Origin of the sequence: Neptuniibacter sp. QD57_21, from assembly GCF_047778075.1 — a bacterium.
Taxonomy (GTDB): domain Bacteria; phylum Pseudomonadota; class Gammaproteobacteria; order Pseudomonadales; family Balneatricaceae; genus Neptuniibacter.
This window is the reverse complement of the sequence record NZ_CP180549.1, coordinates 1,336,252-1,352,226: the sequence shown is the minus strand read 5'-3', so window position 1 is coordinate 1,352,226 and position 15,975 is coordinate 1,336,252. Positions and strand designations below refer to the sequence as shown.

Annotated in this window: 14 protein-coding genes; 4 read left to right on the top strand and 10 right to left on the bottom strand. The window is 43.3% G+C overall.

Features of this window, described 5'->3' with window-relative positions; all coding sequences use genetic code 11:
• Window positions 1-62: 62 nt before the first annotated feature.
• From ACMXYS_RS05835 to ACMXYS_RS05810, 6 genes are all read right to left on the bottom strand, one after another.
• Window positions 63-2,426: a methyl-accepting chemotaxis protein gene (locus ACMXYS_RS05835; RefSeq protein ID WP_415897907.1), complete on the bottom strand. Its 2,364-nt coding sequence runs from the start codon at window positions 2,424-2,426 to the stop codon at window positions 63-65.
• Between the two features lie 16 nt (window positions 2,427-2,442).
• Window positions 2,443-2,970 (bottom strand): chemotaxis protein CheW, encoded by a 528-nt coding sequence (locus ACMXYS_RS05830; protein ID WP_415881666.1) that lies wholly within the window; start codon window positions 2,968-2,970, stop codon window positions 2,443-2,445.
• Window positions 2,967-5,444, bottom strand: coding sequence for a chemotaxis protein CheW (locus tag ACMXYS_RS05825; protein WP_415897906.1), 2,478 nt, complete (start codon window positions 5,442-5,444; stop codon window positions 2,967-2,969). Before ACMXYS_RS05825 ends, ACMXYS_RS05830 begins: the two co-directional genes overlap by 4 nt.
• 8 nt (window positions 5,445-5,452) lie before the next feature.
• Entirely contained in the window at window positions 5,453-5,815 is a 363-nt protein-coding gene (locus tag ACMXYS_RS05820; protein WP_415881668.1) for a response regulator, read from the bottom strand.
• 32 nt (window positions 5,816-5,847) lie between these two features.
• The gene (locus ACMXYS_RS05815) at window positions 5,848-6,132 is read right to left on the bottom strand and encodes an STAS domain-containing protein (protein ID WP_415881669.1); all 285 of its coding nucleotides are present in this window, start codon (window positions 6,130-6,132) and stop codon (window positions 5,848-5,850) included.
• Between the two features lie 221 nt (window positions 6,133-6,353).
• Window positions 6,354-6,560 carry a DUF1289 domain-containing protein gene (locus ACMXYS_RS05810; protein WP_415898233.1) on the bottom strand — a complete coding sequence of 69 codons (207 nt, stop codon included), beginning with the start codon at window positions 6,558-6,560 and terminating at the stop codon, window positions 6,354-6,356.
• Between the two features lie 339 nt (window positions 6,561-6,899).
• Between ACMXYS_RS05810 and msrB the strand changes: the two genes are divergently transcribed.
• A complete protein-coding gene (gene msrB, locus ACMXYS_RS05805) occupies window positions 6,900-7,934 on the top strand; it encodes a peptide-methionine (R)-S-oxide reductase MsrB (protein ID WP_415884665.1) in 1,035 nt (344 codons plus the stop codon).
• Window positions 7,935-8,002: 68 nt separating this feature from the next.
• Here msrB and hisA read toward each other — a convergent pair whose 3' ends face one another.
• From hisA to ACMXYS_RS05785, 4 genes are all read right to left on the bottom strand, one after another.
• On the bottom strand, window positions 8,003-8,758 hold the full coding sequence (hisA, locus tag ACMXYS_RS05800) for a phosphoribosylformimino-5-aminoimidazole carboxamide ribotide isomerase (protein WP_415897905.1): 756 nt from the start codon (window positions 8,756-8,758) through the stop codon (window positions 8,003-8,005).
• Window positions 8,759-8,837: 79 nt separating this feature from the next.
• Window positions 8,838-9,977, bottom strand: a complete 1,140-nt coding sequence (locus ACMXYS_RS05795) for a murein transglycosylase domain-containing protein (protein ID WP_415897904.1) — start codon at window positions 9,975-9,977, stop codon at window positions 8,838-8,840.
• Window positions 9,978-10,093: 116 nt separating this feature from the next.
• The gene (locus tag ACMXYS_RS05790; protein ID WP_415897903.1) at window positions 10,094-10,795 is read right to left on the bottom strand and encodes a response regulator; all 702 of its coding nucleotides are present in this window, start codon (window positions 10,793-10,795) and stop codon (window positions 10,094-10,096) included.
• 83 nt (window positions 10,796-10,878) lie between these two features.
• The gene (locus tag ACMXYS_RS05785) at window positions 10,879-12,498 is read right to left on the bottom strand and encodes an ATP-binding protein (protein WP_415897902.1); all 1,620 of its coding nucleotides are present in this window, start codon (window positions 12,496-12,498) and stop codon (window positions 10,879-10,881) included.
• Between the two features lie 191 nt (window positions 12,499-12,689).
• On the opposite strand from ACMXYS_RS05785, the gene ACMXYS_RS05780 reads away from it, so the two are divergent.
• The 3 genes from ACMXYS_RS05780 (at window position 12,690) to ACMXYS_RS05770 (ending at window position 15,848) form a co-directional block, all read left to right on the top strand.
• Window positions 12,690-13,673 (top strand): tripartite tricarboxylate transporter substrate binding protein, encoded by a 984-nt coding sequence (locus tag ACMXYS_RS05780; RefSeq protein WP_415881674.1) that lies wholly within the window; start codon window positions 12,690-12,692, stop codon window positions 13,671-13,673.
• 146 nt (window positions 13,674-13,819) lie between these two features.
• On the top strand, window positions 13,820-14,293 hold the full coding sequence (locus ACMXYS_RS05775; RefSeq protein WP_415897901.1) for a tripartite tricarboxylate transporter TctB family protein: 474 nt from the start codon (window positions 13,820-13,822) through the stop codon (window positions 14,291-14,293).
• Between the two features lie 4 nt (window positions 14,294-14,297).
• Window positions 14,298-15,848, top strand: coding sequence for a tripartite tricarboxylate transporter permease (locus ACMXYS_RS05770; protein WP_415897900.1), 1,551 nt, complete (start codon window positions 14,298-14,300; stop codon window positions 15,846-15,848).
• Window positions 15,849-15,975 lie beyond the last annotated feature (127 nt).

Sequence of the window (15,975 nt, the reverse complement as noted above, 5' to 3'; positions counted from 1 at the left end):
CCCTGAAATTAAGAAGAGTAGTAAACAGCCTACCTTGCCCTAGTAGACTGTTTAGATATTACTTAGAACTCTTCCCACTCATCTCCACTAGCACCAGCACTCACAATTGGCTGTTTTGGTACTGTACGCTTAACTTCAGGTTTTCGTTCGGTTTGGATATTCTGGTTTGCTAGCTCCCTTAGGCGACTAACACCTTCAGATTTAGCAGTAGCTTGCACTATGCTGGATTGACCCTCAGCTTCAACAACTTCAAATTGGTTAACCAAAGTTTGAAGCTGGCCTGCTTGCTCCTCCATAGAAGCAGATGCAGCTGCAACTTCCTCTACCAAAGCCGCATTTTGCTGCGTACCTTCATCCATTTGTGTTACAGCAATATTAACTTGTTCGATACCAATAGCTTGTTCACGACTGGCAGCAGCAATTTCACTGATGATTGTAGAAACATTTTTAATCGCTTCCATAATTTCAGCTAAAGCCTTACCGGATTCGTCTACAAATAGACCACCCTCTTCCACTTTTTCTACGCTATCGCTAATAAGCTCTTTAATCTCTTTCGCTGCGCTTGCACTTCGTTGAGCTAAGCTACGCACTTCAGATGCAACTACTGCAAAACCTCGGCCCTGCTCACCCGCTCGGGCAGCCTCTACAGCAGCATTCAATGCAAGTAAGTTAGTTTGGAAAGCGATCTCATCAATCACGCCAATAATTTCTGCAATTTTGGTAGAGCTCGCTCGGATATCTCCCATTGAGGTCACAACCTTATTGGAGATTTCACCGCCTTTCTCTGCCAATTTCTGAGCATCTGTTGCTTGATTACGCGCCTCATCGGCATTATCCGCATTTTGCTTAACCGTACTGGTCATCTGCTCCATGCTCGCTGCAGTTTCTTGCAGACTAGCAGCTTGCGCTTCGGTACGAGAACTTAGAGTTGTGTTACCACTGGAGATTTCAGAAGCACCTGTTGTAATACTTGCACCAGCCGTTCGAATCTCACCAACCATAGTATTCAGGTTATGCAAGGAGCTATTTAGAGCCTCATTTAGTTCTGCGAATTCGCCTTGGAAATTACCTGACATTTGCTGGGTTAAATCACCATCAGACATCGCACTTAAGACACGTTTGACTTCACGGATAGGCTCAACAACCGCATCCAGCATTTGGTTAACACCCGATGCAATATTAGCCATAAAGCCACTGTAAAGCTCGACATCAAGACGCTCATTCAATTCGCCTTGTGAAGCTTTTTGGATCAAATTAGCAACTTGGTCTTCTGCAACAAGCTGATCAGTAATATCCATCCATTCAACGACTGTACCTAAACGTTGATTGCTTTCATCAATTACCGGGTTCGCAATCAAACTAAAGCTACGCTGACCAACTTTAATTTTCCCTTTGTAAGTAGTCTTAAGCCCTTCCAACATACGACGCTGATGTTCAGGATTCTTATGAAAGATATCAAAATTAGAACCAAGAATAGCGTCGGTATCAAAATCAGGTAACTGCTGACGAATATCCTCTTCTGCATTTCTCATCATGCTAAGAACAGCATCATTACAATAGATAATATTGCCATCATTATCGGCCAGCATAACATTAGAAGAAACGTTATCTAGCGCAACTTTGATACGAGAAGCGCGGTTCGCTGCCTCCTTGGCATCATTTACTTCATAACCAAGTTTCGTCGCGAGAATTTTTACATTTCGTTTCAGCTCACCCGTTTCACCAGGCTCATCCAGTGGTATTGGTGCTAAATATTCGCCTTCGCTGATATCCAGCATGTGACGTCTAGCTTGCTCTAAAGGCTTAATAACGCTGTTTTTCAAACAGTTATTGGCACCGAACAGAACAATCAGGAAGGCAACAACAGGACCAATCATCAATGCTTCCGCAGGTAGTCCCATGAAGTAAATGGCAGCATTAATCAACAGCGCTGCAACAACCGCCACCACCGCATGATGGTTGATCTGACCACCTAGATTCTGCTTAGGAACAGCATTTGGTGACGGAATGCTTGCTTCATTGCGCTTTAACTTCGCGTAAAGAGCAGTAGCCTGTTCGACCTCTTCCTGGCTTGGACGAGTACGTACAGACATGTACTCAACGATCTCACCATTACGGAAAATAGGGGTCACATTGGCTTTAACCCAATAGTAATCACCATTTTTACAACGGTTTTTTACTAATTTTGACCAAGGGCGGCCCAACTTAAGGGTCTCCCACAGATCTTTAAAAGCAGCTGGAGGCATATCGGGGTGACGGACCACATTGTGGTTTTTACCCACTAACTCATCCCGACTAAATCCACTGATCTCGATAAAGTCCGGATTGGTATAAGTAATAATCCCCTTCAGGTTTGTTTTTGTAACAAGTTCCTGACCATCTCTGAGCTTAACTTCGCGATCCGTAACCGGCTCATTGATTTTCATTTCTTATCCTCCGCCCCTATGCTTCCACTTCAGCTTTTGTTGGCGCATCGATCGCCAACTCATCGGAATTCATTAATTCATCTATGTCCATCAGGACAATCATTTTGTCATCCTGCGCCACTAGGCCTGTGATAAATTCAGCATTTATCACGCCACCTATCTGTGGTGCTGGTTGTATTTGATTCGTAGCAAGTGTGTATGTCTCAGCAACTGCATCAACAATAATTCCCATAACGCGTTGACAACTGCCACTATCGACATTGATCACAATCACTACCGTTGTAGGCCCATATTCCACAGGTTTTAGACCAAACCGCAAACGTAGATCAATTACAGGAATAATAGCCCCACGTAAATTTAAAACACCTTTAAGGTAATCAGGCATATCTGGGACATGCGTTACTGGTGTCCAGCCTCTAAGCTCTTGAACCCTTAAGATATCCACGCCGTACTCTTCATTATCGAGTAGAAAACTAAGATATTGGTGCCCATCTGCTGTTTGTTCTAAAAGCTCAGATTGTTCCTGCCATTCAGTATCTGTCATGCCACAGCTCCCTGATTAGCCTGCTCACTCCGAGATATTTCGTTTCTTTTCTGTGCCGCTTTAGCCGTTCCAAAATCCAAACCGCGCTTCATCAGACCTGCTATATCAAGAATAAGAGCGACACTGCCATCACCTAGGATAGTTGCGCCAGCAAACCCTTCAATGCGCTTAAAGTTAACCTCTAAGCTCTTAATAACTACTTGCTGCTGACCAAAAAGCTCATCCACGATTAGACCAACTTTCTGACCACCATTTTCAACAATGGCAATTAAATGAGTATCTTGATGATCTTCTTCAATTGGTAACTTGAATAGAGAACGAAGATTAATTAGCGGTATGTACTCTTCGCGGAAATGAAGCAATTTATTTTCACCCGCAATAGGGCTCATCGCGGATTTGTTAGCAAGGATTGTTTCCACAATAGAAATCAAAGGAACAATGTAAGTTTCGTTATGAACTCGAACAAGTTGACCATCTAGAATGGCTAAGGTCAGAGGCAGACTCACACTGAAGGTCGAACCATGGCCCGGTTCAGAAGTAACGCTAACATGTCCGCCTAACGACTCAATGTTACGTCGTACCACGTCCATGCCAACACCACGACCCGACAGATCGCTTACGGCATCCGCCGTAGAAAAGCCCGGTTTGAAGATAAGTTCATTAATTTCGCTGTCGCTAAGTTGCTGATCGGCTGTTATAAGACCGTTATCCAATGCTTTTTGATAAATCTTTTCGGTGTTTAATCCACGTCCATCGTCAGTGATATCGATAATGATAAAACCGCCCTGATGGTAAGCATTAAGCTCCACTCTTCCAACTTCGGATTTACCCGCGGCAACTCGCTCTTCTGGCGCTTCCAAACCGTGATCAAGGGAGTTTCTAATTAGGTGAACCATAGGGTCACCTATTTTCTCCATAACTGTCTTATCGATCTCAGTCTGCTCGCCGGTGATAACAAGTTCTACTTTTTTACCAAGCTTACCGCTTACATCGTGAACCAAACGCGGGAAACGGTTGAAAACAAAACTAATTGGCAGCATGCGCACACGCATCACATCTTCTTGCAGATCACGTGTGTTTCGCTCTAACTGTTCCAAACCCGATTGCAGACGCTCAACTTCCGAACCACCTGTAATTTCGGCTAGCTCATCACCTACCTGCCCAAGCATGGCTTGCGTAATTACCAATTCACCAACCCGGTTAATTAAGGCATCAATTTTATCTGTATCGACCCGAATTGAACTACTTTCAGCCGCTTTTGGTTTACGAGCGGTATTGGTTTGATTTTTAGCTAATGGGCTTGATTGTTGCTGCTCAGACTTAGGTTCTGCAATTGGCTCTATACCAGGGTTTGGCGTTTGAACTGGGGCGTTCTCTTCACTTTGTAGTGGTGCAATTTGCTCAGTTGGCTCTTCGCTATCCTCTGTAGAGAATAGTTTCTGTACTTTAACTTCAATCCCTAAAGTACATTCATCCTCAACCCACTCAAAAACCTCTTCTATATCTGCTTTACTGCATTCAGATACAAGATCTAGATTCCACGAGAGTAGCAATTGCTCAGGGTTTAGCTTATCAAAATCAACTAACCGCTCTAGATTTACTTGAATCTTGAGGTCTCCCAACTCCTCTAAGGCTTCAAACATGAAACTTGGTTCATTGCCTGTTTCAAGAATTGTAGGGCTAGGAATAAATGAGATGGACCAGCCAGCATCGCTGCTTTCAGAATCTGTTGGCAGCTCCACACTAGAGGAGGCTTCACCTTGAGAAACTTCAAGTTCACACTCATCTTCTACCCATTCAAAAACTTCTCGAATGTCTTCTTCAGAACAATCTTCAGATACAAGCTGTAACTGCCAAGAAAGAAATAGCTCTTCAGAGGTTAGCGAATATAATTCAGGTAGATCCTTAAGATTTGGTGTTACAGTCAATTCGCCTAGATCAGCTAATGCTTCAAACATAAACGCAGGCTCGTGCCCTGCCTGAAGCAGATCACGATGAGGGATAAACGTTATATTCCAGCACGATTGTTTCACATCAGTTTCTACCGAGTTGCTTTCGGTTGTCTCTGAGGCTATCTGATCTTGAGAAGGTTCTTGACCTAAAGCTTGCTCTAAGCGCTGTTGTACCTGTTGGATCTGGGCTGCATCAACTTCAGGGCCATCTTGAGCTGCTTCAAGCAACATTTTGATACAGTCTACCGACTCTAATAAGAGGTTAACGAGTTCTGGCGTTATTGACTGTTTGCCACTGCGCAGTTCATCCAACAGTGTTTCCACTACATGGGTAAAATCTGCGACTTCATTAAAACCAAACGTGCCTGCACCACCTTTTATAGAGTGAGCTGCACGAAAAATGGTATTGATCGTTTCTTCATCGGCTGAATCAAGGTTTAGAAGGCTGGATTCCATCACCTCCAAACCTTCATAGCTCTCTTCAAGGAAAGTAGCTATAAACTGCGATAGATCAATACTCATAGTTCTATCTACCGTACTACGCGCTTAATAGTGCTAAGAAGCTTCTCAGGATTAAATGGTTTAACAAGCCAACCAGTTGCACCCGCACCTTTACCCCTCTGCTTCATTTCAGGGGAACTTTCAGTAGTTAAAACTAAAATTGGTGTAAATTTAAAAGCTGGTAACTTACGCAGTTCAGCGCATAAAGTAATACCATCCATAATCGGCATATTTACATCAGTCAAAACTAAATCAAAACGACCTGTCTGTGCCTTACCTAAAGCTTCCTGCCCATTAGCCGCCTCTACTACTTGGTAGCCTTCCTGTTTAAGGGTAAAGGTCACCATATTTCTTAGAGAAGCCGAATCATCAACAACTAAGATGCTAGCCATTTATAAAAATCTCCACTTAATTCCTGAGCAGGTTAATCATTTTTTAGCGATAGAGTTTTTTCTAGTCCTAACTGACATGCAGTTTTAACTAGAGAATCTGAAGGGTTAATCCACTTTACCGCTTTTTGCAAAGTTTGAGCTTTCAAACAAAAAGCCGCTAACAGCTGTAATGCTGCAGTATCTACTCGAGTGAGCTTTTCGCCATCTAAAACGATAGAATCAGCCGCGTTAATGTAAGTGCCTAACTTTTGCTGCCATTCAGTTACATTTGCAATAGATAGCTCTTCAGGCATTGCTAATACACTGTCAGCGCCCATTATAGATGTTCCTTATTTTCTGTATGACTTACGCCCTTATACTCCCCTAATACACTCTAATTTCTAAGGGGTATAAAAAAGTATCTATAAAATTCGCCTAACTAGCCTGATATGTCAAAGGAAATTTCCTATAAAACGCTTAAATTTCAGCATATTGCTAAAAAATCATAACAAGTGTTTATATATCAGCCAGTGTTCATACAAAGATAGACTGATAGATATCAGCCATTCAACCTAATAGAAGACAACTGCGCTTTACGACGATCTGTATTCTTGAGAATCATAGAACGCTCTTCTTCTGAAACTTTACTCCAGCGAAGAATTTCGTCTAAAGATCGAAAACACCCGACACAAATATCCTGATCATTCAGACAACAATTTCTTACACAAGGTGATTCAATTTGAGTGGGATTGGATTTAGAAAGCATAACCTCATTCCTTTGGCCAAACCGGCAACAACCATAACGGCAAACCATTACAATTTGATGTACCGACACCTAGCTCCTTCCGCAATTAAGTGAGGAATACTCCTCATTAACAGCATAGCAAACTTTGATCATTCCGCTCTTCAGCATTCGCTAATACAGGCCTTTTAGTTTTTAGGGAACCATTTGTGTAGCCGGCTCTCTAAATGAGCATTACCAGTATTTACAGGTTCTGTAGAAATGAAAAAAATAATTGCCATCTCAGCCATTTCAATTCTTGGCGTCGGTATTGCCACCCTATCCACCGGAAATGAGCAAGCCACCCTATCAACTGCACCAGCAATAACACAATCAAATCAGCTTGCGATAGCTACTTTCGCTGGCGGGTGTTTCTGGTGCACGGAATCAGATTTTGAAAAGCTTGATGGGGTTGTTCAAGTCGTTTCGGGTTATAGCGGTGGAGAGAAAGCAAATCCAAATTACAAAGAAGTTTCTGCCGGTTTAACCAAACACACTGAAGCGATCCAGGTTTACTACAACCCTGAAATCATCTCTTACGCAGGCCTACTCGAACATCTGTGGCGCGTTATGAACCCAACCGATGGAAATGGTCAATTTGTTGATAGAGGGAAACAGTACCGTCCAGCTGTTTACTATCATAATGCAGCACAAAAACAGGCAATCGCCCAATCTGTTGATGCACTAGTAAAGTCTGGCGTTTACGGTAAACCTTTAGAGACTGAAATCGCACCTTTTAAGAACTTCTACCCTGCTGAGGATTACCACCAAGATTATTATGCGAAAAACCCACTTCGCTATAGTTACTACCGTAATGGTTCTGGTCGCGATCAATTTTTATCAAAGGTTTGGGGTGAAAATGCTAAACATGACCTATCCCAATACAAAGGCCAAAGTTCAGATGCTGACTACCGTATCAAGCAATTCGTAAAACCATCTGAGCACTATTTGAAATCTAATCTAAGTCCACTTCAGTACAAAGTAACTCAAGAAGATGGCACAGAAAGACCATTTGATAACGAGTATTGGGATGAAAAACGTGAAGGTATCTATGTAGATATTGTCAGTGGTGAACCGCTCTTCTCATCGACGGATAAATATAAGTCCGGTACCGGCTGGCCGAGCTTTACTCAACCGATCAAGGGGGTAGAAATTGTAGAGAAAGAGGACAACTCCTTCTTTATGAAACGAGTTGAAGTGAGAAGTTCACGAGCTGATTCTCATTTGGGCCATGTATTTAATGATGGACCAGCTCCTACAGGCTTACGTTATTGCATAAACTCAGCTTCTCTTCGCTTTGTACCCAAAGAGGAGCTAACAGCCCAAGGCTATGAGCAATTTGCACAGCTTTTTAAATAAAAGTGCCCATCTACACAAATAAAAAAAGGCAGCGAGATTCGCTGCCTTTTTCTTATCCTTGATTTACTTTATCGAGCATTCCACGCGATACACTCTTCTAAAGTGACACCCTTACCGCCAAAGATATCTAGGGCGCTACCGATTGTAAGATCGACATTGCCTTGAGAAAGCTGATCCACCAGCTTTAGATCTTCTAGAGAACGCGCCCCACCAGCATAAGTTACAGGGATAGAACACGCTTTTCCTAAGAGCTTAACTAGCTCTTGATCTATACCACCCTGCAAACCTTCAACGTCTGCAGCATGGATTAAGAATTCAGCGCAATGCTCACCTAATTCTGACAAAGTATTCTCATTAACCGCTAGACTCGTCACCGTTTGCCAACGATCGGTCGCTATATTCCAACCGGTTTCCGTACGACGGCAGCTAAGGTCCAAAATAAGCTTATCAGCACCAGTTTCAGCTTTAATTCTCTCTAAACGTTCCCAGCTAAATTGGCCTTGATCGAATAGATAAGAAGTAACAATAACGTGAGATGCACCTGCTTCTATAAACTCAGCAGCATTTTCATTATTTACGCCACCACCAAACTGCAGGCCGCCCTTCCAGGTTGATAGCGCTAATAAAGCCTGCTCTTTGTTACCAGGCCCTAAGGCAATGACGTGACCGCCCGTCAGGTTATGCTGCTGATAAAGTTCCGCATAATAAGCCGCATCATAAGGGCTGACATAGTTGGTATCAGCACCACTATCTTGCAAGCTACCACCAACAATTTGCTTAACCTGCCCTTGGTGCAGATCGATACATGGACGAAACTGTGTCACGCTATCTCCTGATCATCGAAGCTGAAAGGCGCTATTTTATAGAGCGAATCGCTTTAGGTATATGCCAATTATTTGATTCTTATACATAACGGCGCTTAGCATCAGTCACTTTAACCAAATACCGCTGGGTTTCTAATGGCATACGGCTCTGCAATCTCTGCCAAACACTAGAAGTAGATGATCGATTAATCACACTAATTGCTTGTCGACGATCACTAGAGAAACTTCGAAGAACATTACCTACACCACCGTTATAAGCAGCAATTATGCAAAACTCTTTGCTCTGAGGATCCTTTACCTCAACTAAATAGCGTGTTTGCAGAATATGCAGATAAGCACATCCCATACGGATATTATTCTCGACATTGAATAGATAATTTCTGGAAGGAGTACCGGCGCGACCATAGATCTCTTGATGGGCATCTCGTCCAGCCGTTGTTGGCACAATCTGCATGAGTCCATAAGCTGGAGCATGGCTGACCGCAAAAGGATTAAAGTGACTTTCGGTCTCAATGATCGCATACACTAAGGAGGGATTGAGATTGTATTGTCGAGAATACTTATCCACCAAAGCTGCGTAACGGTAGCGTCTTTTCAAACGGTGCTTTTCTATAAGTGGTAACTTAACAAAATACTCTGTTTTACTTACCCCATCAGCCATCTTAACTTGGCGTTTCTGCAGCGAATTTGCGATAAGGTATTTAGCATATCGTTCAGCACGCCAACCCCATCTTACAGGTTGTCCCTCGTTGTCTAATATTTGCTGGTAGAGAAAAGGCTCTCCACCCAAGGTAACCGGCGCATCAGAGTATAGGTCCACTTGGGTAGGATCTTCTGGAGACAGCAGTAAGGTAACTATCGCGCTCTGTAGCTTGCCCTGATCTAAAGTTTCAACTCGAATAAGTCCCTTTTCAAAGTCGACCACTCCTCGACTCAAATATTGATCGGTATATTTAACATAGGTCGTTGGAGTTGGCTGTAACGCTTCTTCTTCCCCCCAAACACTGCTAATCAGTTGTGAGAATTTTTTAAAGTCATTTACCAATCCTTTAGGGTTGGTCACCCAACCTGTCGCTTTGCTTCTAGCATGCGAGGTAAGCGCACCTTCAACACTCTGACCTCTTGCAACACTGGTGGCTATTCGAAATGCATCATGGGTAGTACAGCCAGCCAAACCTAAAGGAAGTAAACCCAGTAAAAAGCGTCTACGTGTGAGCATAAAGCCTCTAATCAGGTGAAATAAGGATGAAGAACTTAAACAATCTTCAGCTCAACTTTGATCTAAAACACTAACCTAATCAGATTATCGGCCGCAACGATCAATTCTCAAAACACTTACTTAATTTGTGTATACCGCCTCTCCGGACGTCCCACACTGCCATAATTAACTTCGGCTGAGAGCTCATTAGTACTGACTAGAAATTCTAGGTACCGCCTTGCCGTAGTTCGACTAGCACCAATCTCTTCACCCACCTCTTCAGCATTCAGTGGAGTATTTACTGTACAAAATACATTTCGCACTTTATCCAAAGTAATACCATCAATCCCTTTAGGTAGGCGAACCTCCCCTGTAACAGTTGAAACGCTTGAATTTTGCCCACTCGATCTAGGCAAGAGTGTATCTACATCGCTTTGCGCCAATAATTCCATCGCTTGGAGCTTTTTCAGGTGGAGTTGATAGTTTTCGAGTGTTTCTTGTAGTCGGTCAAAAACCAGTGGTTTTAAAATATAATCGAAGACACCACCACGTAGAGCTTCCCGTAATGTTTCCACCTCTTTAGCAGCGGTAATTAAGATGACATCCGTTCCCTGATTACCTGAACGTAACTTCCTTAATAGATCCAAACCCGTACCTGTAGGAAACTGGATATCAAGTAATAAAAGATCTGGCTGTAGAACCTCAACTAGGTCCTCAGCTTCTTCCAGTCCGTGGGCAATCCCAACTAACTCAAATCCAGAGATACGCTCTAAAAACCGTTTTTGTATCTCAGCTATTTGCTGATCATCTTCTGCAATAACAACCCGAATATCACTCATCTTTTTATACTTGTTAATTGAGTTTTATTTCACTGAGTATCCATCTTTAGCAATACTCATTTCTTAGAACCTACTAATAAGTCTCACTCCTGAGCTTTAGGGATATAGACAATAAACCGACTCCCCCCTTTTTCTCCTAGTTCACAAGTCACTGTGCCATTTAAATTACCTAAAAGCTGTTTAACTAGGTGCAACCCTATTCCGTGCCCATCTTTAGCTTTGCTGGTATATCCTTTTTCAAAGATTTTCTCCTGATCGCCTTCGGTTATACCTGGGCCTTGATCTTCAATCTCAAAAATTAGATCTGTACCCAGATCCAACATACTAAGCGCAACCTCACCACCTAAACCGGTATGCTCCCATGTAGCTTCAAGCGCATTATCGATTAAGTTGCCAATAATACTGACTAAGTGCTCTCGAGGAAGCTTGTCCGGTAGCGATAACATTCTGCTATCGGGATCGATAATGAGGTGAAGTCCCATCTCTTTAGCACGGTTATATTTACCTAACAAACACCCAGCCAATACAGGATCGGAGACCGCTTGACGTAATAACGTGATCAACTCTTGATGACTTTGTGCCTCTTGACCAATAAGCGCCTGAGCCTCGTCAGTTGCCCCTATCTGAATCAAACCAGCAATAGTATGCAGCTTATTAGAATATTCATGTGACTGGCTGCGTAAGCTGTCTGCATACTGCTGAATTCGCGTTAGTTTTTTACTCACCATCGCTAATTCGTCTTTGCGTCTAAAGCTCGAAACAACTCCAGTAATCTGATCACCTTGTTTTAAAGGCAGACGGTTCGCAATAAGGTTATGTCCATAGAGCCAGACCTCCTCGTCGAATTGCGGCTGCCCTGTTTTTAGCACCTCTAGCATTGTACTGTCAGGTAACACTTCTGATATGTGACGCCCAGTCAGCTCTGCATAATCGGCTAAGCCTAGTGTTTCCACAGCTGTTCGATTAAAGGTTGTGATCTGTCCATCATTATTGATAGCGATTATCCCTTCACGCACCGATTCTAACGTTGCTCTTTGCTCATCAAATAAACGAGCGATCTGCTCTGGTTCCAAGCCAAAAATGGCTCTTTTAAAGTGATTAGCGAACCAAACAGCAATCATTGCGCTTAATAAAAATGACGCCCCTATAACAGCGATCAGTGTAATCCGATACTCTTCAATAATGTTTTCGACCTGATCAAGATGATAGCCAACCGATACCAGACCTATAACCTCACCCTCATTTGAAAAGATCGGCGCTTTCCCTCGCATCGACCACCCCATGCTACCTAAAGCTTTAGAAAGGTATCCCTTACCTGCAACGAGCGCCGGTGCATTATCGTCACCTTCATCATCAGACATTGGCCGACCAATTTTTTCTGTTCGTGGATGTGCTAAACGGATCCCCTGCTTATCTCCAATCACAACAAAGCGAGCTTGAGTTTCTTCTGCCAAACGTAAACTTAAAGGCTGTAAATATTGGCTATCGCCCCTTTGTACTGCGTCGATGATCTGTGGAGCGACAGCAATTGTTTTCGCTACATCTAACGCTCTTTGACCAATCTGTTCATCTAGCGATTTATGCAGGTAATGGACCGCAAAAACACCGATAAAGCCTGTCTGCACAATCGCCATTAATCCCAAAATCAGAATCATACGGCTCTTAAGCTTTAATCGGCTTAACACTTTAATATCCAAACTCATTCAGTGAACTCGCTAAATACCCTAATCATTAGATACTTTAAAGCTTAGCTAACCTCGATTAAAAAGCCCCGTAAACATTATGAACAAAATGATTTTTAAGGATTAAAAAGCCTTTAATTTCATAAGCTTCATTTGTCGAATAAACCTCACTACTTTGTAGGCATCACAAAAATAAATACGAGGTGATCTCGATGTTCGGTAAAGTTAAAAGCAAAAAAACTCTGATGGCGGCCGTATTAACTACATGCATGACAGCAGGTGTTTCCTACCAAGCTCAAGCAATGGAAAGTATTCACTTTCTAATCCCTGGTGGTGCAGGCGGTGGCTGGGACTCAACGGCCCGCGGCACAGGTGAAGCACTATCTAAAGCAGGTATTGTTGATACTATTTCCTACGAAAACATGTCTGGCGGTGGCGGCGGTAAAGCTATTGCTCATTTAATCGAGACAGCTGAACAGAAGCAAGACACCTTGATGGTGAACTCGACACCTATCGTGATTCGTTCACTATCCAAAGTATTCCCACAATCATTCCGTGACCTAACACCAATCGCTGCAACTATTGGTGATTACGGCGCCTTTGTAGTTAAGAAAGATTCAAAATACACCGACTTCCAGCAAGTTGTAGCTGATTACAAAGCCAACCCACGTTCTATCAAGATCGCAGGCGGTTCGGCTCGCGGCAGCATGGATCATTTAGTTGCAGCAATGGCATTTAAAGCGACAGGCGGCGATGCACGTCAAGTTCGCTATGTTGCTTACGATGCAGGCGGTAAAGCAATGGCCGGCCTTTTATCTGGTGAAACACAACTGCTATCAACCGGTTTCAGTGAAGCGCTTGCCCTAGCTGAAGCAGGCGAAGTACGTATTCTAGTCATGACAGGTAGCGAACGAAATGAAGCTGCGCCAGACGTCCCAACCTTAAAAGAGCTTGGTTATGACACTACATTTGTTAACTGGCGTGGTTTCTTCGCGGCACCAGGTACAAGTGAAGCCCAACAAGCAGAATTTATCGAATCTCTAGAAAAAATGTACGACACGCCTGAGTGGGAAACGGTACGTTCACGTAATGGCTGGACAGAGATTTTCAAACCAGGCCCTGAATTTATCTCATTCCTAGAATCTCAGGAAAAAGAAGTTGGCGCCCTAATGCGCGAGCTTGGCTTTCTTAAGTAAACACACTCTCATTTCGCAGCAATATCCCTGACTTAGATTAAGTCAGGCCTTCTTTACCGAGGGCTTTGCCCTTTGGCCTCTGTCGACTGGCCCTCGGTTTTTTTTAAATAGACAGTTATGGCCTCTGCCATAGCAGGAGGATCCTCATGACCTTATGCAAAGATCATATTGGTGGTCTGGTATTTCTCAGTTTGTCTGTAGCTTACGGCTACTATGCAACTCAGATCCCTTTACTGCCTGGTGATGAATTCGAACCGTTCCACGCACAAACAATTCCTAATGCTTTGGCAATAGTAGGTGGCGTACTGTCCATCTTACTGCTGGCTACAACCAAATCTAGCGATGACCAAAAGTTAGTTCTTAAAGGGTATGACTTCCCATTAGTAATCAAATTATTACTGATCGTTGTACTTTTTGCGTTAGCACTTGAATGGCTAGGTTTCTTAATTTCTACCATTTTCTTTTTAGTCGGTGGTTACTGGCTATTAGGCGAAAGAAGACCCAAGACCCTATTTATTGCATCAGTGCCTTTTGCCATCTTCCTATGGTTCGCACTGACACAACTACTCGATATTTATCTGGCTCCAGGTAAAGCGTTAACTGTAATTTTTGGAGGCTGATCCCATGTTAGACGGAATTATTACCGGGCTTACCACTGCGGTGATGCCTTTTAACCTATTGATGGTCATTGTTGGCTGCTTTGCAGGCACGTTTATCGGGATGTTACCAGGCTTGGGCCCTATTTCAGCCGTGGCCCTAATGATCCCAATCACTTACGGACTAGACCCCTCTTCAGGCATTATTTTGATGGCCGGTGTTTATTACGGTGCAGTATTTGGTGGCTCAACTTCATCGATTCTGATCAATGCGCCTGGCTGTGCTAGTACGGTTGTAACCTCTTTTGACGGCTATCCACTTGCTCAACAAAAGCAAGCAGGTAAGGCTTTAGCACTTGCTGCATATTCGTCATTCACAGGCGGAACTATCGGTGCACTGGTACTGCTATTTGCAGCACCTGCATTAGCCTCTGTTTCGTTGAGTTTCCAATCGAGCGATTACTTTGCCCTGATGATTCTTGGTTTAACTGCTGTAGCGGCATTCTCTGGTAAAGGCCAAGTAATCAAAGCTCTAATCATGACCGTTTTAGGCTTGATGATCGCTACTGTAGGTACAGATGTTACATCAGGCACAACCCGATTTACGTTTGGCAGCGTCGATTTGATCGATGGTATCAGCTTCTTACTTTTAGCGATGGCAACCTTTGCTTTAACTGAGGTAGTTATGACTGTGCTTAAAGGTCAGCATAACGAGAAAGAAGCACCTATGGATATGAGCCAACTAGGCAGCATGAAGCTAAGCAAAGAAGAAGTTAAGCACGTAGTCCCTACCGTTGGCCGCTCCTCCTTTTTTGGTTTCCTAATTGGGATCCTTCCAGGTGCAGGTGCAACCATCGCGTCTTTCCTTGCTTATGGTCTGGAACGTAACCTTGCATCAGCCAAAGAGAAACTAAAATTTGGTAAGGGCGCTTTACGTGGTTTGGCAGCACCTGAATCTGCGAACAATGCAGCATCTACAGGCTCATTCGTTCCACTTCTGACACTGGGTATTCCTGGTTCAGGCACAACAGCAATTATGCTGGGTGCATTAATTGCTTATGGTATTCAGCCGGGCCCTCGTCTATTTCTAGATAACCCGGACGTGTTCTGGTCTGTCATCATTTCGATGTACTTTGGTAACTTGGTACTGCTGATTCTTAATCTGCCGTTGATACCATATATCTCTCGACTACTGGTTATTCCAAGACCGATCTTAATCCCATTGATCCTTTTCTTCTCGATCACTGGTGTTTATCTCGTGAGCTTTAATAGCTTTGATATTCACATGATGGCGATCATTACGGTTATAGCCATATTCCTAAAACTACTTGAGTTCCCTATGGCCCCAATGCTGCTTGGTTTTATCTTAGGAGGTTTGATGGAAAACAACTTAAGCCGTGCTTTAACCATCTCTGATGGCAGCTTTGCCTTCCTTTGGGAGCGTCCTCTGACACTGAGCATCGTCATTACAGCAATCGTAATTTTAGTCCTTCCTCCAATCATCGAAGCTTGGAGAAAGAGAACTAATTCCAGCAAGAACCCGGGTTGCGAAGCTGCGATATCTGAGGGTGAAGGCTAGCCCTAGCCAAAATTCAATATAAGCAGGAATTTACAAGTCAGGCTGTAAATTCCTGCGATCAAATCCTACTCAACTTTAACTAATCCAAAGGAGGACTAGCGGATAGCTGTGCCTGCAATCCCCAAAC

Excerpts from the sequence above, each read along its gene's own strand:
- ACMXYS_RS05835 (WP_415897907.1), bottom strand. The coding sequence starts at position 2,426 with ATGAAAATCAATGAGCCGGTTACGGATCGCGAAGTTAAGCTCAGAGAT.
- ACMXYS_RS05830 (WP_415881666.1), bottom strand. The coding sequence starts at position 2,970 with ATGACAGATACTGAATGGCAGGAACAATCTGAGCTTTTAGAACAAACA.
- ACMXYS_RS05825 (WP_415897906.1), bottom strand. The coding sequence starts at position 5,444 with ATGAGTATTGATCTATCGCAGTTTATAGCTACTTTCCTTGAAGAGAGC.
- ACMXYS_RS05820 (WP_415881668.1), bottom strand. The coding sequence starts at position 5,815 with ATGGCTAGCATCTTAGTTGTTGATGATTCGGCTTCTCTAAGAAATATG.
- ACMXYS_RS05815 (WP_415881669.1), bottom strand. The coding sequence starts at position 6,132 with ATGGGCGCTGACAGTGTATTAGCAATGCCTGAAGAGCTATCTATTGCA.
- ACMXYS_RS05810 (WP_415898233.1), bottom strand. The coding sequence starts at position 6,560 with ATGCTTTCTAAATCCAATCCCACTCAAATTGAATCACCTTGTGTAAGA.
- ACMXYS_RS05795 (WP_415897904.1), bottom strand. The coding sequence starts at position 9,977 with ATGCTCACACGTAGACGCTTTTTACTGGGTTTACTTCCTTTAGGTTTG.
- ACMXYS_RS05790 (WP_415897903.1), bottom strand. The coding sequence starts at position 10,795 with ATGAGTGATATTCGGGTTGTTATTGCAGAAGATGATCAGCAAATAGCT.
- ACMXYS_RS05785 (WP_415897902.1), bottom strand. The coding sequence starts at position 12,498 with ATGAGTTTGGATATTAAAGTGTTAAGCCGATTAAAGCTTAAGAGCCGT.
- ACMXYS_RS05780 (WP_415881674.1), top strand. The coding sequence starts at position 12,690 with ATGTTCGGTAAAGTTAAAAGCAAAAAAACTCTGATGGCGGCCGTATTA.
- ACMXYS_RS05775 (WP_415897901.1), top strand. The coding sequence starts at position 13,820 with ATGACCTTATGCAAAGATCATATTGGTGGTCTGGTATTTCTCAGTTTG.
- ACMXYS_RS05770 (WP_415897900.1), top strand. The coding sequence starts at position 14,298 with ATGTTAGACGGAATTATTACCGGGCTTACCACTGCGGTGATGCCTTTT.